The organism is Pseudomonas sp. AK-TSAG1-1, from assembly GCF_056821665.1.
In genome coordinates this window covers 3,558,897-3,577,774 of the sequence record NZ_CM165965.1, presented here as the reverse complement: position 1 = coordinate 3,577,774, position 18,878 = coordinate 3,558,897, and the positions used below count along the sequence as shown (strand labels likewise).

The window sequence follows — 18,878 nt, the reverse complement described above, 5'->3', positions numbered from 1 at the left end:
TTTTGAGTGGCGTGGGGGGCTTGGGGATTCGCTTGTCGAGCATGCGCAAGGTTCCCGGCATTGAGTGCGCGCATCTCGGCCATCAGCTGTTTGTGGGGGATATCGGGCCAGGAACCCGCGATCGTGGTTGACGGCCTGCTCGCGAAGACGTCTGAACATTCAACACCGAGGTCGACTGAACCGGCGCATTCGCGAGCAAGCCCGATCCCACAGGGGCATCTTGCTGCAGGTCAGAAGGCGTAGGGGATGCTGACCTTGGCCCAGAGCATGTCGCCCTCTGGCCGGTTCTCCACGTCAAATTCCCTGGCCCAGCGAATCTCCGCGCTGGCGTACTTGAGAAAGGTCAGGTGCAGCGCCGGACCTATCGCGAACACCTGGCCGCGTACGCCGTCGTCCACATCCTGCCCGGCGAACTGCACGGTGTGGCCGTACTGTTTGTCGTCGGTGGTCTGCTTGAGGTAGTAGCCGTTGAGGCCGAGCATCAGGTCGTCGGTGATCTTGAAGCTGGCCGAATAATCGAAGTGGAAGATCTGCCCGGATTTGTAATCGGTGTCCTTGTTCTTCTCGTTGAAGCTGTAGGTGGTCTTCATCGACACTTCGGTCTTGTCGGTGGGCAGCCAAGTGAAGGAGAACAATGGCTTGTAGGTGTAGAAGTTGTTGCTGGTGTTGGCCAGCCGATCAACGCTGTATTCGCCGGTGGGCACGGTGACTTCGAGGGCGGCGCCGAGGGTCAGGTTTTTGCCCATGTCCCACAGGATGATCGGCGCGACGGTGGTGTCGCCCATGCCTTCGCGGGTATCGCTGAGGCCGTATACCGAGACTTCCTGCTTCAGCCAGGGCTGGGCGATGTAGCCGGCCAGACGTCCGCCGAACACTCGCACCGGGCTCAGGTAATCGAGGCGCGGGATGACCGCAGTGGACTCGATGTCGACATTCGGCACCTTGCCGCCCAACGAACTGATGTTGAGCTTCGTCGACTTGTAATGGTTGTAGTAGAGGTTGAACGCGACCATGTTCTCCGGAAGGCTGTCAACTTCCAGCGGCAGCATGAAGAAACCGTCGGTGCCGGGGCCGATGTTGTCGACGCCGGCTTCGGTGGCCAGGGCCGGAAGGGTCGCGGTGCAACCGAGCAATGTCAGTGCCAGACGCAAGGGGAGTGGGGCGCGGTTCGGGCTCATGGCTGTCCTCGTTATTATTGTGGTGGGACGTGGCGCCGCACGCAGAACGCCCGGCACCATAGAAATAAGCGCTTGGCGTGCGCCGGGGCAGGGTATTGGCGGACAGTTAGGGGGACTTCTGCGGACAGTAGGCAAACCCTGTGCTAACTTCCTTCGACATAACCGGTTACAAAAATAACAATCAAGCGTGATCCGGAATGTCAGCCCCCATGAATGTAAAAGTCCAAGACCCGACCTTCGAAATGGCGCTGGTGTCGCCGTTCCTCCTGCAAACCCTCGCCGAAGTCGTGCAGAACAAGGGCATCGACCCGGAAAGCCTGTGCCGTGGCCTGGGCTTCACGCTTGAAGATCTGCAGGATCCCGCGCAACGGATTTCCTATCGCCAGGCCGTGGCGATGATTCAGCGCGCGCTCAAAGTGCTGCCCAATCAGGGCCTCGGTCTGTGGGTGGGCGCGCAGAATGTGCTGGGTACGCTGGGGCTGCTCGGGCATGTGTTGTCGCTGTGCAAGACCTTGCGCGATGCCTTTGCCTTGGGGATTCGTCATCAGCACACCTCTGGCGGGATCGTGGTGTCGAGTGTTGATGTGGTGGGCGCTCAGGTGCACCTCGATGCCGAGTGCCGCTTGCCGTTCGCTGAAGTTCAGGTGTTCGCCGTCGAGGAGTTTTTCGCCAGCCTGCTGGTGTATGGCCGGGCACTGGCCGGCAGCGAATTCAAGCCGATCGCCGTGGAGTTCGTGCACGCCGCGCCGGACTATCTGAGCGAATACCACCGCTTGCTCGGGCCAGACGTACGCTTCGGCTGCTTGCACAACCGCATGCTGATCGATGTGCAGTGGCTGGACGTGAACCTGCCCAATCATCACTCCCTGGCGCTGCGTCAGGCTGTGGCCCTGCTGGAGCTGGAAGCGGCGCAGGTGCACCAGAAACTCGATCTGATTCAGGCGGTGGAACGGGCGATTGCCCGGGACCTGAGCCGGGGCAGCCATATCGAGAAGATCGCAGGCGACCTGAACATGAGCAGCCGCACCTTGCGTCGCCGCCTGACCGAGCACGCACTGACCTTCGAGGCTTTACTGGAACAGGTGCGTCAGGCACGGACGATGAGTCTGCTGGCCAATCCGGACATGCCGATCGAGCGCATCACCGAGGAGGTCGGCTACAGCGACGTGCGCAGTTTTCGTCGGGCGTTCAAACGCTGGACGGGAATGAGCCCGAGTGCGTGGCGCACCGAGAGCGCTGCCGCTATTTAGAGGATCAAAGGATCGCAGCCTGCTTCAACCCCACAAATCCTCCGGCTACAGGTAAACTCCCGCGCACTTTCCCAAGGAGTTCACATGAGTTACTACCAGCCGGGCATCCTCGCCACCCCAGTTCCTGCGCAAGCACGTCACCTGTTTTTCGCCCTTGAATCGGTAGAAGCACTGCCGCAGGCGATCGACAATCTGCTGAACCTGGTGGACGGCAAGTCGGCGGTGGTCGGTTTCGGTGAGTCCCTGACCAAGGCCCTGAACGTGCAGGTTGAAGGCCTGCGCAGCTTTCCGGCCATGACCGGTGTCGGCGTGGAAAACCCGTCGACCCAGCACGCGCTGTGGGTCTGGCTGCACGGTGTCGACCGGGGTGATCTGCTCAATCGCTGCAACGCCTTCGAAGTTGCGCTGGCCCCGGCCTTGCGTCTGGTGCAGGCTCAGGAAGCCTTCCGCCACAAGGATGGCCACGACCTGACCGGCTACGAAGACGGCACCGAGAACCCGCACGACGAAGCCGCTATCGCTGCTGCACTGCAAAACGAGGGCGGTGAAGGTCTGGTCGGCGGCAGTTTCGCCGCGATTCAGCAGTGGCAGCACGATCTGAAGGGTTTCCATAAGCTGTCCGCCGGTGACAAGGACAACATCATGGGCCGTCGTCTGAGCGACAACGAAGAGATCGACGACGCGCCAGTCTCCGCCCACGTCAAACGAACCGCGCAGGAAAGCTTCGCCCCGGAAGCGTTCGTCGTGCGCCGTTCGATGCCGTGGATCGAAGGTGATCGCGCCGGCCTGATGTTCCTCGCTTTCGGCTTCTCGCTGGATGCTTTCGAAGCGCAACTGCGCCGAATGAGCGGTCTGGAAGACGGTATCACCGATGGCCTGTATCGCATCAGCCGGCCGATCACCGGCGGCTACTACTGGTGCCCGCCGCTCAAGGATGGCCACCTCGACCTGCGCGCCCTGCGTATCGGCTGAGGTTTATCAAACAAGCGGAGGGGATGACCATGGACGTGGTGCGTTGGGGCATGATCGGTTGCGGCAGCGTCGCCGAGCGCAAGAGCGGGCCGGCTTTCTACAAGGCGCCCGGCTCGGCGCTGGTGGCGGTGATGGGGCGGCGCCTGGAGGCAGCGAGTGATTACGCCGCGCGCCATGGCATCGCCCGGGTTTGCACCGACGTCGATGCGCTGATCAACGACCCCGAGGTGGACGCGGTATACATCGCCACGCCACCGGACAGTCACCACGCCTACAGCCTGAAAGTCGCTGCCGCCGGCAAGCATTGCTGCGTCGAGAAACCGATGGCGCTGAACGCCGGGCAAAGCCGCGAAATGCAGCAGGCGTTTGCCGATGCCGGCCTGCACTTGTTTGTGTCCTACTATCGCCGTTCGTTGCCGCGCTTTGCACAGGTTCGGCAATGGCTGGCGCAGGGCCGCATCGGTGAGGTGCGGCACCTGAGCTGGACACTGACCAAGGCCCCCTCGGCGGCGGATCTGGACGGCAGCGCCAACTGGAGAACCGACCCGAGCGTGGCCGGTGGCGGTTACTTCGCCGACTTGGCGAGCCACGGTTTTGACCTGTTCCAGTACCTGCTTGGCGACATCGTCGAAGTCGCCGGCTTCACTGCCCGGCAAGCGGGTCTGTATGCCGCCGAAGACGCGGTCAGCGCCTGTTGGCGGTTCGCTTCCGGAGCGCTGGGCATGGGCTGCTGGAGCTTTGTTGCGGATCGGCGCGAGGATCGGGTCGAGATTATCGGCAGCCACGGGCGGATCGGCTTCTCGGTGTTTGACGAGCATCCGGTGCAGCTGTTCGCCGATGAACAGCTCAGCCTGAAAATCCCGCATCACGAGCATATTCAGTGGCATCACGTGTTGGGGATGAATGCACACATTCGGGGTGATTCAAAGCATCCAGCCGTCGCCGAACAAGCCCTCAAGACCGACTGGGTCATGGACCAGATCCTCAAACGCCACTGATCCCCCAGATCACAACACCCTTTCCCTGTGGAAGGGCACCTGTATTCCCGGCAGCTCCTGCACTTTGCTCCAAGGCAGAGAAACACACACTCGACCCCTGACACACCACAAAACCCCTGTGGGAGTGGGCTTGCTCACGAAAGCGGTGTGTCATTCACCGATGATGTCGCTGACCCACCGCCTTCGGGAGCAAGCCCCCTCCCACAGGAATCTCTATTCCAGACAGCTCCTGCACTTTGCTCCGAGGCAGAGAAACACACACTCGCCCCCTGACACACCACAAGCCCCTGTGGGAGTGGGCTTGCTCACGAAAGCGGCATGTCATTCACCGAAGATTCTGGCTGACCCACCGCCTTCGGGAGCAAGCCCCTCCCACAGGAATCTGTATTCCAGACAGCTCCTGCACTTTGCTCCGAGGCACCAAGCCACACACTCGACCCTGACACACCACAAATCCCCTGTGGGAGTGGGCTTGCTCACGAAAGCGGCATGTCATTCACCGATGATGTCGCTGACCCACCGCCTTCGGGAGCAAGCCCCCTCCCACAGGAATCTGTATTCCAGACAGCTCCTGCACTTTGCTCCGAGGCACCAAGCCACACACTCGACCCTGACACACCACAAATCCCCTGTGGGAGTGGGCTTGCTCACGAAAGCGGCATGTCATTCACCGATGATGTCTCTGACCCACCGCCTTCGGGAGCAAGCCCCCTCCCACAGGAATCTGTATTCCAGACAGCTCCTGCACTTTGCTCCGAGGCACCAAGCCACACACTCGACCCCTGACACACCACAAAACCCCTGTGGGAGTGGGCTTGCTCACGAAAGCGGTGTGTCATTCACCGATGATGTCGCTGACCCACCGCCTTCGGGAGCAAGCCCCCTCCCACAGGAATCTCTATTCCAGACAGCTCCTGCACTTTGCTCCGAGGCACCAAGCCACACACTCGACCCTGACACACCACAAATCCCCTGTGGGAGTGGGCTTGCTCACGAAAGCGGTGTGTCATTCACCGATGATGTCGGCTGACCCACCGCCTTCGGGAGCAAGCCCCCTCCCACAGAGAATCAGTATTCCAGACAGCTCCTGCACTTTGCTCCGAGGCACCAAGCCACACGGCCGACCTTCGACACACCAAAAAACCCATGTGGGAGTGGGCTTGCTCACGAAAGCGGTGTGTCATTCACCGATGATGTCGGCTGACCCACCGCCTTCGGGAGCAAGCCCCCTCCCACAGGGGAACTGTATTCCAGGCAGCTCCTGCACTTTGCTGTGAGGCAGAGAAACACACACTCGACCCCTGACACACCACAATCCCCCTGTGGATTTGGTGGTGTGTCCTGCATCTAAGGTTATGCCCAAACAATATTTCTCAAGCTTGTCATAACGTCTCTAAGATCACGTCATAACTCGTTATGACAAGTGATCCCTGATGACCGATAACGTACTTTCCCTGAGCAGTGTTCCGCTGCACACCCAACTGCGCGATGTTCTGCGCGCACGCATTCTCGATGGTGAATACCCGCAAGACAGCCAGATGCCCTCAGAAAGCGAGCTCGGCGCGCTGTTCAAAGTCAGCCGCATCACCGTGCGCCAGGCGTTGGGTGATCTGCAGAAAGAAGGCTTGATCTTCAAGATCCATGGCAAGGGCACCTTCGTCGCCAAGCCGAAAACCTTCCAGAACGTCAGCAGCCTGCAAGGCCTCGCCGAGTCCATGACCGGGCGTGGCTACGAGGTGATCAACCGCCTGCGCAGCTTCAAATTCATCCCCGCCGACAAACGTGTGGCCGAGCGTCTGCAAGTCGCCGAAGGCGAGACCGTGGCGCAGATCAAACGCGTCCGGCTGATCAACCGTGAGCCGATTTCGCTGGAAATCACCTACCTGCCCAAAGCCATCGGTGAGCGACTGGAGAAGGCTGATCTGGTCACGCGCGACATCTTCCTGATCCTCGAAAACGACTGCGGCATCGCCCTCGGCCACGCCGATCTGGCCATCGACGCGGTACTCGCCGACAGCGACCTGACCCAGGCGCTGAACGTCGAGGCCGGTTCGCCGATCATGCGCATCGAACGTCTGACCCACGACGCCAACGGCCAGCCGCTGGACTTCGAACACCTGTACTACCGTGGCGATGCGTTCCAGTACCGCCTGCGGATCGACCGGCAAAAAGGGGCCTGACCATGACGCACAACACCCTGGAACAGGAATACGACATCGTCGTGATCGGCGGCGGCACCGCTGGCCCGATGGCCGCGATCAAGGCCAAGGAAAAAAACAAGGAGCTGCGCGTGCTGCTGGTGGACAAGGCCAACGTCAAACGCAGCGGCGCGATCAGCATGGGCATGGACGGCCTGAACAACGCGATCATCCCCGGCCACTCGACGCCTGAGCAGTACACCAAGGAAATCACCATCGCCAACGACGGCATCGTCAATCAGGCGGCGGTCTACGCCTACGCGACGCACAGCTTTGAAACCATCGAGCAACTGGATCGCTGGGGCGTGAAGTTCGAGAAGGACGAGACCGGCGATTATGCGGTGAAAAAAGTCCACCACATGGGCGCCTACGTGCTGCCGATGCCGGAAGGGCATGACATCAAGAAAGTCCTTTACCGCCAGTTGAAACGCGCGCGGGTGAGCATCACCAATCGCCTGGTCTGCACCCGTTTGCTGACCGACGAGGAGGGCACCGTCAACGGCGTTATGGGTTTCGATTGCCGCACTGCCGACTTCCATGTGATCAAGGCCAAGGCGGTGATCCTCGCGTGCGGCGCGGCCGGTCGTCTGGGGTTGCCGTCCTCGGGCTATCTGATGGGCACCTACGAAAACCCGACCAATGCCGGCGACGGCTACGCGATGGCGTATCACGCCGGGGCCGAGCTGGCGAACCTCGAATGCTTCCAGATCAACCCGTTGATCAAGGACTACAACGGCCCGGCCTGCGCCTACGTCACCGGTCCCTTGGGTGGCTACACCGCCAACAACAAGGGCGAACGCTTCATCGAGTGCGACTACTGGAGCGGGCAGATGATGTGGGAGTTCCATCAGGAACTGGAAAGCGGCAATGGCCCGGTGTTCCTCAAACTCGATCACCTGGCCGAGGAAACCATCCAGAACATCGAGGAAATCCTGCACAGCAACGAACGCCCGAGTCGCGGCCAGTTCCACGCCAATCGTGGCACCGATTACCGCACGCAGATGGTCGAGATGCACATCTCGGAGATCGGTTTTTGCAGCGGTCACTCGGCGTCCGGGGTGTGGGTCAACGAACGTGCCGAGACGTCGGTGAAAGGCTTGTACTCGGCGGGCGACATGGCTGCGGTGCCGCACAACTACATGCTCGGCGCGTTCACCTACGGCTGGTTTGCCGGGCACAACGCGGCAGACTTCGTCGCCGGGCGCGAATTTTCTGCGCTGGACGCGGGGCAGATCGAAAAGGAAAAAGCCCGAGTCTACGCACCGCTCGATCGCGAGCATGGCCTGCCGCCGGCGCAGGTCGAGTACAAGCTGCGGCGTTTCGTCAACGACTACCTGCAACCGCCGAAAGTGACCAGGAAGATGCAGATCGGCTTGCAGCGCTTCAGCGACATCGAACGCGACCTCGATCAGATGAAGGCCAGCAACGCCCACGAACTGATGCGCGCGATGGAAACCAGCGTGATCCGCGACTGCGCCGAAATGGCCGCCCGCGCTTCGCTGTTCCGCGCCGAGAGCCGTTGGGGCCTGTACCACTATCGGGTTGATCACCCTCAGCGCAACGACAGTGAATGGTTCTGCCACTGTCACTTGAAGAAGGGTGAAGACGGCCGGATGACCAGTTTCAAGAAGCCCGTCGAGCCGTACATCATTCCGCTTGATGCCGAAGAAATGCAGGCTTACGACCGCTTGCGGGTGGGCGCTTTCGCCGCTTGATACATCAATTCTCAGAGAGCCCGAACCATGGCCTATCAAGCCCAGGAAATCTTCTTCCGCTCCAACGCCCCGGTCACCGTGGATGAGGACAAATGCATTGCCGAAAAGGGCTGCACCGTGTGCGTCGACGTCTGCCCGATGGACTTGCTGGCGATCAACCCGGCCACGCAAAAGGCCTACATGGCCTTCGATGAGTGCTGGTACTGCATGCCTTGCGAAAAGGACTGCCCGACCGGTGCCGTCAAAGTCGACATCCCTTATTTATTGCGTTGACCAGTAGTCCGCTTTCGCGAGCAGGCTCGCTTCCACAATGGATGGAAGCCAACCGCAAATAATGAGTACACCGAAAATCCTGTGGGAGCGAGCCTGCTCGCGAAGAGGCCCACAGACAGCCCAAAAGCCATCCGGAAACACCGGACGCCGAATTCACCCGACACCCCCTCGTTTCCCACCGCGCCCTGATCGCGGCGGAGACGAACATCCAATCAATGATTCGAGGGGAAACACACCATGTTGCGTGCAGCAATCGCCGGTCTGGTACTGGCTTCATTGTCCTTGTCGGCCTCGGCCGAAACCATTCGTATCGCCATCGGCACCCAGGACACCACCATCAACTGCGCCGCTGGCGGTCTGTTGATTCGTGAACTCGGTCTGCTCGACAAATACCTGCCGCACGACGGCGCCTACAAAGATGCGAAGTACGACGTGCAGTGGAAAAACTTCACCAGTGGTGCACCGCTGACCAACGAGATGGTCGCCGGCAAACTCGACTTCGGTGCGATGGCCGATTTCCCCGGGGCGTTCAATGGTGTGGCGTTCGAGACCGCTGGCAAGCACAGCCTGTTCATCAGCGTGCTGTCGGGCAGCATCAAGGGCAGCGGCAACGGCATCGTCGTGCCGAGCGCGTCGGGCGTGCAGGCGCTGAGCGAACTCAAAGGCAAGACCATCTCGGTGCCATTCGCCTCGACAGCCCACGGCATGTTGCTGCGCGCCGTGGCCGAGCAGGGCTGGGACCCGCTCAAAGATGTGAACATCATTGCCCAGCCACCGGAAGTCGCCGGCTCGGCGTTGCAGGCCGGCAAGATCGACGCCCACGCCGATTTCGTGCCGTTCGCCGAACTGTTCCCCAGCCGTGGTTTCGCCCGCAAGATCTACGACGGCGCCCAGGCCAACGCGCCGACGTTCCACGGTGCACTGGTGGATCAGGCCTACGCGAAACAGTACCCGGAAATCGTCGTCGCCTACCTGCGGGCAAGTATCGAGGCCAATCAGTTGCTGGCCGCCGAGCCTGAGAAGTACAGCGAGTTGATCGCCAAAGTCACCGGCGTCGATGCCGAGGTCAACTACCTGTTCCACGGCCCGCTGGGCGTGCAGACCCGCGACCTGAGCTGGAAGCCGGAATACCGTCAGGCAGTGGGCACCGCCATCGACACCCTGAAGTTGCTGAAAAAAGCCGATCGCGGCCTCGACCTGAACACCTTCATCGACGATCAGTACATCCGCGCGGCGTTCAAGGCGTCGAATCTGGATTACACCGCGCAACTCGCCAACTACGCGCAGACCCCACTGAAGGCTACAGATGCCGCGACGGGCAAAGCCATCACTGATGTCAGCCACGTCGCCGAAATCTGGGTGCGCGGCGAAGACAAGGTGCGCCAGTACGCCTGCGCCGAATCGGCCTTCACCGCGCTCGCCGCTTTGAAACAGGAAGGCAAAAACATCCGCGCCGTGTATGCGCAGGCGAGTGACAGCGGGATCAAGCTGCTCGCCGATCAGGCGTGGTTTGCCAGCGATGCCAAGGGCCGCCTGAGTGCGTTCCTGCTCAAAGGCCAGGCGCAGCAGTTTGCGGCGGCGCAGGGCGGCAAGGTCTTCGACTTTACCGATGCCACCACCCAGGCTGTGGCCACGCGTTAACCCACAGAACACCTCGGTCAACTGTGGGAGGGAGCAAGCCCCCTCCCACAGGGGATCTGGGTTGAGAGGAAAATTCATGTTCCGATCCATCCCACGCTGGGTTCCGAGAGCGGCGTCACTGCTGCTCTGCCTGCTGTTCTGGCAACTCGCCGCCAGCCACCACTGGAACCTTGGCCTCGTCACCTTCGCCAACGTGCCAACCCCGTTGGCCGTGGTCGAAGCCGCCCTCGGCCTCGGCGACTCCGGCAAGCTCATCCAGCACCTGACCGCCAGCCTCGGCCGCGTCTTCGCCGGCTACCTCGCCGCGCTGGTGATCGGCATCGCTTTGGGCCTGGCCATCGGCCGCTCGAAATGGGCCGAAGACCTGTTGCTGCCACCGCTGGAAGTGCTGCGGCCGATTCCGGCGGTGGCGTGGATTCCGCTGGCAATCCTGATGTTTCCGTCGTCGGAGCTGTCGATGGTGTTCATCACCTTCACCGGCGCGCTGTTCCCGATCCTGCTCAACACCGTGCACGGTGTGGAGGGCGTCGATCCACGCTTGATTGCCTCGGCGAAAAGCCTCGGGGCAGGGCGTCGGGCGATCTTGCTCGAAGTGATTTTGCCGGGGGCTGCGCCGAGCATCATCACCGGCCTCGCCATCGGCATGGGCACCTCGTGGTTCTGTCTGGTCACCGCCGAGATGATCTCCGGCCAGTTCGGCATCGGCTACTACACGTGGGAGTCCTACACCATTCAGAACTACGCCGACATCGTCGTCGGCATGCTGCTGATCGGCGTGTTGGGCATGGGCAGCAGTCTGTTGATCAAGCGTCTGGGCGGGCTGTTCACGCCTTGGCACCGACCACGAGGAAAAGCCTGATGAGCGCGATGCAAAACCCGGAAGGGCGGATCGATATTCGCCAGTTGTCAATCATTCTCGGTGAAGGCCGGCAAGCGTTCGAAGCGGTACAAGGTCTGGATTGCCAGATCGAACCGGGCCAGTTCGTGTGCATTCTCGGCCCGTCCGGTTGCGGTAAATCGACCCTGCTCGGCGCACTCGCCGGACACTTGAGTGCGCACACCGGCAGCCTGAAAGTCGATGGCGGCGAGGTGTCCGGGCCGTCGCCGCAACGCGGCATGGTGTTCCAGCATCACACGCTGTTCCCGTGGCGCACGGTGCGCGACAACGTCGCCTTCGGCCTGAAGATGCGCGGCATCGGCAAAACCGCGCGTCATCGTGCCGCTGACGACCTGCTTAAACTGGTCGGCCTCGACGGCTTTGCCGAACGCTGGCCCGATCAGCTTTCCGGCGGCATGCAGCAGCGGGTGGAAATCGCCCGAGTGCTGGTCAACCGGCCGCGCCTTCTGCTGATGGACGAGCCGTTCGGCGCGCTGGATGCCTTGACCCGCCTGAACATGCAGGAACTGCTGCTGGACATCTGGACACGGATTCGCACCACGGTGGTGTTCGTCACCCACGACATCGACGAGGCGCTGTTCCTCGCCGACCGCTTGCTGGTGATGAGCGCGCGCCCGGGACGAATCATCGAAGACCTGCGCCTGGACTTCCCGCGTCCGCGCACCACTGAGCTAGTGACCAGCGCCGAGTTTTCTCGCCTCAAGCGCCATTGCCTCGACCTGCTGCGCCACGACAACGACCGACCGCTGCCGCGCCTCAATCCGCTCGGCCTGCCTCCCGAAACTCCCTTGCCGCGATTTGCCCTATGACCTCTATTTTTGCTGTGACCGATAACGATGAAATCCTCGCCCTGCAGCCGCGCCTGACCGCCGACGATGCCGGCGTGCGGCGTATTGCGCTGATTGATCTGGCGGATCTGGAAGAACCCGATGGCCTGCTCTGGCTGGTTGATCGCCTGGGCCGGGATCCCGCTGAAGACGTCCGCGCTGAAGCTGCGCGGTTGCTGGAGGCCTGGGAAGACGAATCCGTGGTTCAAGCCCTGTGTGTAGCGCTGACCGATCCATCGCCGGCCGTGCAATCGGCTGCTGCGCAAAGCCTGAGCCTGCTCAAGAGCGAAGCCGCGGGCCGGGTGATTCTGCCGTGGACCGGGCACGCTGAAGTCGCTGTGCGGATCGCCGCATTCCGCGCCTTGCGCGAGTTGCGTTTCGCCGCCGCCGCGCCTGCTGCTGTCGCGGCACTCGATGATGCCGACGCCAACGTACGCCGCGAAGCCGTCGGCGTGCTGGGTTGGCTCAAACAGTTCGACGCGTTGCCGGCATTGTCGCGGTTGGCCAGTGATGATCCGGACACCGAAGTGCGCCGCGCTGCCACCGGTGCTTTGGGCCTGGCCTCCAGCGCCGAAGTTTTGCCGGCGCTGCACCAGGCCTTGCAGGATCTCGCCTGGCAGGTGCGCGAAGAAGCCGCGACTACTTTGGGTAAAGTCGGCCACAGCGACGCCGGCCCGGCGTTGATCGAAGCGTTGGGCGATGACTACTGGCAAGTACGCCTGCGTGCCACCCGCAGCCTGGGTCGCTTGCGCTTTGCACCGGCACTGGACGCCCTGATCGAGACCCTCGGCCACCGCATCAGCAACCTGCGCAAGGAAGCCGCGCTGGCCCTCGGTGAACTGAATGATCGCGGCGCGGTAGCGGCGTTGCAGGCGGCGCAGGACGACGGCGATCCGGAAGTGCGCAAAGCGGTGCGGATTGCCTTGAGTCAGCTGCAATGAGTCCGCTGTCGGTGGGTAACTCGCAGAGCGCGCAGACGCTGCGCCTGAGCTGGCCGGACGGGCGCGAATCGGTGCTCAACCACGCCGACCTGCGCCGCCAGTGCCCGTGCTCGCAGTGCCGCGCGTTCCGCCTGAAAGGTCTGACTCCGCGGGTCGATGACCGGGTGCGCCTGATCGAGATCAACCCGCAGGGCTACGGCGTGCAACTGGTGTTCAGCGACGGTCACCAGCGTGGAATCTACCCGTGGGCTTATCTGGCACAACTCAACCCTTGACCCAAGAAATATCCAAATGTGGGAGCGGGCTTGCTCGCGAATGCGGTGGGTCAGTCAAAATCGATGGCGACTGATGCGCCGCATTCGCGAGCAAGCCCGCTCCCACAGAGGATCTGTGCACTCTCAGGGTTATTGCGCAGCAGTCATCGACGGTTTGCAGCCCTGGAAAATATCCAGCCCCGGCTGATAGAGCGCCGTCTTCACCTCAAACAACCCCAGCACCGAATGGAACAGGTTGTCATGGCTCAGGTCTGCCTGACCGGTCTTGCCTTGCAGACAACCGCGATCAATCCCTTCATGGGCCAGCGTGGTGTCACCAAACCACATCACCATCGGCACATGGGTCTGCGCTTCGGGCGCCAGTGCATACGGCGCCGCGTGCAGGTACAGCCCATTCTCGCCCAGTGATTCGCCGTGGTCGGAGACATACACCATCGACGTATCCAGCGTGTCCTGATTGCGCTTGAGCAACTCGATCACCCTGGCGAGGAAGTGGTCGGTATAAAGGATCGTGTTGTCGTACACGTTGACCAGTTCATCGCGGCTGCAACTGCCCAACTGGTTGGTGTGGCAGATAGGTTTGAAGCGTTCCATCTCCTTGGGATAACGCTCGTAGTATTCCGGGCCGTGGCTGCCGTCGGCGTGCAGAACGATGATCGCGTGGCCCTTGAGGCTGTCGATGTAATTCTGCAGATCGGCCAGCAGCGCCTCGTCCAGGCAGTTGTTGCCGTCGCAGAACGGCCCCGGCTGGTTCTTCGCGATGTCGCGGTGCGGCACGCGCAGGCAGGTGCCCTTGCAGTCACTGTTGTTGTCCAGCCACAGCACCTGCACGCCGGCGCGTTGCAGGATGTCGAGCAGGCCTTCGTAGGTTTTGCCTTTCTTGTCGCTGTAGTCCTCACGCGGGAACATCGAGAACATGCACGGCACCGACACCGCCGTGGACGTGCCGCAGGAGTGCACCTGGGTGAAGTTGAGGATGTCCAGCTTGCTCAGCTCGGGGTTGGTCTCGCGCGCATAACCGTTCAGCGAGAAGTGGTCGGCGCGGGCGGTTTCGCCGACCACGAAGACCATCAGCGACTTCTTCTCGCGGCCAGCGGCTTTGGCGCTCATCACCGCGTCTTCACCGATGGCCTGCACCACGAAGTGCTTTTTGATGCCCAGGCGCTGTTTGGTGTACTTGCTGATGGCGTAGATGTAGTTGGTCGGATTGATGAAGTGGGTGAGCTTGTCTTCTTCACGGAAGATCGGCGCGTAGGTCGAGTAGAACGCGCCCACCGAGGCACCGATCACCAGCACGCAGGCGGCGATCACCAGCACCTTGTTGAGCAGGCCGCGAAAGAACGGTCGATAACTCACCGGCCAACGCCAGATCAGCGCCGCCGGCAGCACGCCGAGCAGCAGCACGTAGGCCAGCAGCTTGCCGTTGAACAGCGCAGCGGCTTCGTCGGGGTTGGTTTCGAACACGTTCTGGATCATCACCGTGTCGATGGTGATCCCGTATTCGTTCATGAAATACGCGGCGCAGGCCGAGAGCAGGGCGACCACGGTGAGCGCCGGTTTCAGCGTCCAGCGAAACGACACCAGGGTCAGCAACAGGCTGATGGCGGCCCACAGGAACAGTCCGAACGAAGCGAAAAACGCCAGTCTGTGCGCGCCTTGCAGGGTGATCAGCGTCCCCAGCGCCTTCCAGGTTGCCAGGTTGTACAGCGCCACCAGTGCCAGGGAAAACAGCAGCACCAGACGGGTTGAAGTGATGGACGGTAAACGCAGTCCTTTGCCCAAAGCCATTACCAACATTCCTCTACACGAATAGAAAACACATACGGTTACGCGCGTAACTGTAGAAGAACAATGGTAAAAATTTTGTAAACATCCTGTAACAAAGGCCCGACGCAGATCTAAACCTGTGGGAGCGGGCTTGCTCGCGATGGCGGTGTGTCAGCCGACTTCATTGTTGAATGACACTCCGCCATCGCGAGCAGGCTCACTCCTACAAGGGTGGGTCAGAAGGATTTACTCACGCTCGCCACCACCGTCGCCGTGCACACATCCTTGAAGCCCCAATTGCTCAGGCACTGGCTCTGCGACAGGTCGGTGTCGATGTAGCTCAGGCCCAACACCACCCCGGCCAGGTTGTGGGTCAGTTTGACCTCCCATTCGCGGTAGCTGTCCTCGCCATGCCCGGACGCCGAGTACAGGTGCGGGTCCTTGAAGTCCATATTGCCGTAACGCAGCTTCAGCCCCGAATCGTACGGCAGCTCGGTTTCATAACCGATATAGCTGTAGAGCGAGCTCTGTTTGCTGTCGATTCCCGGCGCATCGCTGGAGTAATACGCCGCCAGCTTCACCCCGTAGACGCCGAGAATTCCGTAGACCTCGCTCTGGTTGAACTGACTTTCTTTGGGATAGGCGTACTTGATGTAGCCCAGATCGAGGCTGACATCCTCGGTCGCCTGCCACAGCCAACCGGCGTAGTAATCGACTTCCTGACGGGTTTTCAGCCCGTCGCCGAAATCGACGTTGGAACTCCAGGCCCCCACGTACAGGCCGCTGCTGTGGGCCAGGGTCAGGCCGGCCTGCACGGCCGGGTCATTTTGAGTTTGCGAGATGCCACGGGTGCGGTAGTCGCTGGCCAGCGTCAGGTCGATCTGCATGGCGAAGTCGTCGTTCAAGGGAATTGCGTGGCCGCTCAAGGGCAGCAGGCTGAAAAAGCTCAGGGCGAACAGGGGCAAGGCTTTCATGTGAAGTCCCGATGTTGTAATTATTTTTGGGCAGTACGAAAACTGTGGAGGGAATGCAATCTCGGCCACCCTCACAGTCCCTGTGGGAGCGAGCCTGCTCGCGAAAGCGGTGGTTCATTCAGCATTGATGGCGACTGATACGCCGCCTTCGCGAGCAGGCTCGCTCCCACAGGGGGGAACAGAGTTGTTATTGGGTGGCGCTGTAGACCTGACGGCCGCCAAACCAGGTTTGCAGGACCTGGGTGTCGTGCAGGGCTTTTTCGTCGACGCTGAACACGTCGCGATCGACCACGATGAAGTCAGCCTGTTTGCCCGGCGTCAGCGAGCCGATCTGCTGGTCCAGGCCAATGGTCCGCGCTGCGTTGACGGTGTAGGCGTAGAACATGGTCTCGCGGTCCAGACGTTCATCGGCGTTGAGCACGCCCAGCGGGCCGACGCGGGTGATGGCCTGGGCCATGGCGTTGAACGGATTGGGCGACGACACCGGCCAGTCGCTGGCGCCGGCAATCGTCGCACCCTGTTTCAGCAACGAATGCGCCGGGTACTGATAACGGAAGGCGAGGGCGCTGACGTAGGGCTTGATCATGTCGGTGGTATAGTCGTCGGCGCTGGCCCACAGCAGTTGCATCGAAGCGATCACGTTCAGCGGCTTGAAGCGGGCGAACTCTTTCGGGTTGACCATTTGCAGGTGGGTGATCGAGTGGGTCACGCCGCTCTGCCGGTCCTTGCGCGCCTGCTCGATACCGTTCAGCGATTCACGCACCGCACGGTCGCCAATGGCGTGGATGTGCACCAGCCAGCCGCGCTGGTCGATGGCGCTGACCAGTTCGCCGAAATGCTGCGGATCGATCAGCAATTCGCCCTGTTTGTGCGAGTTGTTGTACGGATCGATCATCGCCGCGCTCTGCGCCGGGTACTCGATCACGCCGTCGGCAAAGATCTTGATCCCGGGCAGGGTCAGGTTGGGGATGCCCTGAAACTGTTGGCGCACTTTATCCAGCGTATCGAGGTCGGCGGGCACGCTTTTCGGGTTGGCCACCAGCAGCGCCGCGACGTGGACGCTCATGTCACCGCTTTGCGACAGCGCTTTGTAGGCCGGCAGCACGCCGACGGTTTTCTCGGTGGGTTTGAGGGCAAACACGGCCTCGCCCGGTGCGGCGTTGGCGGCCGGATCCATCCATGCGGTGATGCCGAGGCTGTTGTTGAAGCGCACGGCGGATTTGGCCGCGCGCAACATGTCGGCGGGGCTCGGTACCGGCATTTTCGAGGCGACCCGATCCCAACCGGCATCGACCACAAAGCCACTGGGCTCGCCGTTGGCCAGCTTGCCGACGGTGTCTTTTTCCGCGTCAGGCAGGGTTTTCAGCAGCGCGGCATCGATACCGACGCGTTTGAGCATGACGTTATTGGCCCACGCGGTGTGGTGATCGCTGCCGATGAACACCACGGGAACGTTGGCCCATTCGCCCTGGTTGAAGGTCTTGCCCAGCGCTTCGGCCTGCGCCCAGTAAGCCGAGCTCATGCCGGCAATGCTCAGCACATCGCCGTGTCTGGCCTTGCCGTCATCACGCCAGTCGCGCAGACGCTTTTGCAGTTCATCAAGGGCGACGACTTCGTCTTCCATGTTGGCCGAGACCATTTCCAGACCGCCGAAAATCGCGTGGGAATGGCTGTCGATCAAGCCGGGCATCAGGGTCTTGCCGCCTAGGTCGATCACCTGCGTGCCGGGTTCGATCAGTGCCTTGATCTGCGCATCCGTGCCGACTTTCAGCACCTTGCCGTTTTCCACGGCCAGCGCCTGGACCTTTGGCTGCGAGCGGTCGGCAGTGAAAATCTTGCCGTTGACCAGCACCAGATCGGTGGCGGCCATGGCTTCCATCGAGGCAAAACTTACAGCGGTAACCAACAGACTCGGGATGAATCTTTTCATTGAAGATTTCCTTGTTATTGCGTCTGATGGCCAGATTAGTGGCTGACACTGGCCGACAGAACGCCTTCCTCACGAAAAACGTTTTTGCCTGAATGGAAAAAGCATGGACAAGTTGGGTGCACTGAAAATGTTCGTGGTCACCGCGCAACTCGGCAGTTTCAGCCGCGCGGCCGAGCAACTGGGCAAGACCCCGTCGGCCCTGACCAAAGCGGTCAATCACCTGGAGTCGGAACTGGGCGCGCGGTTGTTCGAGCGCAGTACGCGGCGGATTCTGCTGACCGAAATCGGCCGGGTGTACCTGGAAACCGCACGGCTGGTGTTGCAGCGGCTGGAGGAGGCCGGCGAGGAAATCGAGCAGTTGCAGCACGGTCTGCGCGGCAGCCTGAAAATCACCGCGCCGCTGGCCTATGGGCGGGCGTTTCTCGATCAGGTGTGCGACGGCTTTTTGCAGCAATACCCGCAGATCAGCCTGCAAGTGGACCTGTGCGATGCGTTCGTCAATCTGCTGGAAAGCGGCTACGACCTGGCCTTGCGCGAAGGGTATGACGACCTGCCGGGGCTGATCGCGCGGGTGGTCGGCAGCAATCGTCTGGCGTTGTGCGGCAGCCCGGAGTATCTGGCGCGCAAGGGTTTGCCAGTGAATCCGCACACCCTTGAGCAGCATGAATGGCTGCTCTATCAACACCCGTTGCTCAGCCGCGAGTTCTGGTGGGCCGAGCGCGACGGCCAGCGCCTGAGCCTGGCGCAACCGACGGCGCCGCTGTTGCGCAGCGACAATTATGACCTGCTGCTGGCCAGCGCCCTGGCCGGGCGTGGCTTGCTGCACACACCGCTGTGGAGCGCCGCACCGTACATTGCCGACGGGCGTCTGGTGCGGGTCATGGCCGACTACGAGATCGACCCGGACACCTTCGGCCCGCACATTCTCGCGGTGTACCCAAGCCATCGGCGGGCCACGGCCAAGGTGGTGGCATTCATCGATTACATCTCGGGGTTTCTTGCCGAACGTGGGTTGAACTGACTGGCGGTCATTGCCAGTAA

Annotated in this window: 16 protein-coding genes; 12 read left to right on the top strand and 4 right to left on the bottom strand. The window is 61.5% G+C overall.

The features are described from left to right. Positions 1-230 precede the first annotated feature (230 nt). On the bottom strand, positions 231-1,178 hold the full coding sequence (locus AC1UK9_RS15755) for a SphA family protein (protein ID WP_473015957.1): 948 nt from the start codon (positions 1,176-1,178) through the stop codon (positions 231-233). Between the two features lie 209 nt (positions 1,179-1,387). Between AC1UK9_RS15755 and AC1UK9_RS15750 the strand changes: the two genes are divergently transcribed. The 11 genes from AC1UK9_RS15750 to AC1UK9_RS15700 all read left to right on the top strand — a co-directional run bounded on the left by AC1UK9_RS15750 (position 1,388) and on the right by AC1UK9_RS15700 (position 13,166). Beyond that, positions 1,388-2,428: an AraC family transcriptional regulator gene (locus AC1UK9_RS15750; protein WP_473015956.1), complete on the top strand. Its 1,041-nt coding sequence runs from the start codon at positions 1,388-1,390 to the stop codon at positions 2,426-2,428. Positions 2,429-2,512: 84 nt separating this feature from the next. Beyond that, positions 2,513-3,400 carry a Dyp-type peroxidase gene (locus AC1UK9_RS15745; protein ID WP_482577916.1) on the top strand — a complete coding sequence of 296 codons (888 nt, stop codon included), beginning with the start codon at positions 2,513-2,515 and terminating at the stop codon, positions 3,398-3,400. A 29-nt stretch (positions 3,401-3,429) separates the two neighbouring features. Beyond that, positions 3,430-4,398, top strand: a complete 969-nt coding sequence (locus AC1UK9_RS15740) for a Gfo/Idh/MocA family protein (protein ID WP_482577915.1) — start codon at positions 3,430-3,432, stop codon at positions 4,396-4,398. Positions 4,399-5,831: 1,433 nt separating this feature from the next. Then, a complete protein-coding gene (locus tag AC1UK9_RS15735) occupies positions 5,832-6,578 on the top strand; it encodes a GntR family transcriptional regulator (protein ID WP_025109851.1) in 747 nt (248 codons plus the stop codon). A 2-nt stretch (positions 6,579-6,580) separates the two neighbouring features. Beyond that, positions 6,581-8,311, top strand: coding sequence for a fumarate reductase/succinate dehydrogenase flavoprotein subunit (locus AC1UK9_RS15730; RefSeq protein ID WP_482577914.1), 1,731 nt, complete (start codon positions 6,581-6,583; stop codon positions 8,309-8,311). A gap of 27 nt (positions 8,312-8,338) precedes the next feature. Then, positions 8,339-8,584, top strand: a complete 246-nt coding sequence (locus AC1UK9_RS15725) for a 4Fe-4S dicluster domain-containing protein (protein WP_003225615.1) — start codon at positions 8,339-8,341, stop codon at positions 8,582-8,584. 237 nt (positions 8,585-8,821) lie between these two features. Further along, positions 8,822-10,225, top strand: coding sequence for an ABC transporter substrate-binding protein (locus AC1UK9_RS15720; protein ID WP_482577912.1), 1,404 nt, complete (start codon positions 8,822-8,824; stop codon positions 10,223-10,225). 76 nt (positions 10,226-10,301) lie between these two features. Further along, positions 10,302-11,084 (top strand): ABC transporter permease, encoded by a 783-nt coding sequence (locus AC1UK9_RS15715; RefSeq protein ID WP_482577911.1) that lies wholly within the window; start codon positions 10,302-10,304, stop codon positions 11,082-11,084. Next, a complete protein-coding gene (locus tag AC1UK9_RS15710) occupies positions 11,084-11,932 on the top strand; it encodes an ABC transporter ATP-binding protein (protein ID WP_025109855.1) in 849 nt (282 codons plus the stop codon). The genes AC1UK9_RS15715 and AC1UK9_RS15710 overlap by 1 nt, the downstream gene beginning before the upstream one ends. Further along, entirely contained in the window at positions 11,929-12,891 is a 963-nt protein-coding gene (locus AC1UK9_RS15705) for a HEAT repeat domain-containing protein (protein WP_482577910.1), read from the top strand. The genes AC1UK9_RS15710 and AC1UK9_RS15705 overlap by 4 nt, the downstream gene beginning before the upstream one ends. Beyond that, positions 12,888-13,166: a DUF971 domain-containing protein gene (locus tag AC1UK9_RS15700; protein WP_473015948.1), complete on the top strand. Its 279-nt coding sequence runs from the start codon at positions 12,888-12,890 to the stop codon at positions 13,164-13,166. The genes AC1UK9_RS15705 and AC1UK9_RS15700 overlap by 4 nt, the downstream gene beginning before the upstream one ends. A 129-nt stretch (positions 13,167-13,295) precedes the next feature. On the opposite strand, the gene AC1UK9_RS15695 is transcribed toward AC1UK9_RS15700, so the two are convergent. The 3 genes from AC1UK9_RS15695 to AC1UK9_RS15685 all read right to left on the bottom strand — a co-directional run bounded on the left by AC1UK9_RS15695 (position 13,296) and on the right by AC1UK9_RS15685 (position 17,837). Beyond that, positions 13,296-14,954, bottom strand: a complete 1,659-nt coding sequence (locus AC1UK9_RS15695; protein ID WP_025109858.1) for a phosphoethanolamine transferase — start codon at positions 14,952-14,954, stop codon at positions 13,296-13,298. Between the two features lie 215 nt (positions 14,955-15,169). Continuing rightward, on the bottom strand, positions 15,170-15,907 hold the full coding sequence (locus AC1UK9_RS15690; protein WP_482577909.1) for a TorF family putative porin: 738 nt from the start codon (positions 15,905-15,907) through the stop codon (positions 15,170-15,172). Positions 15,908-16,094: 187 nt separating this feature from the next. Further along, entirely contained in the window at positions 16,095-17,837 is a 1,743-nt protein-coding gene (locus AC1UK9_RS15685) for an amidohydrolase (RefSeq protein WP_482577908.1), read from the bottom strand. 103 nt (positions 17,838-17,940) lie between these two features. On the opposite strand from AC1UK9_RS15685, the gene AC1UK9_RS15680 reads away from it, so the two are divergent. Then, entirely contained in the window at positions 17,941-18,858 is a 918-nt protein-coding gene (locus AC1UK9_RS15680; RefSeq protein ID WP_482577907.1) for a LysR family transcriptional regulator, read from the top strand. The last annotated feature ends 20 nt before the right edge of the window (positions 18,859-18,878 follow it).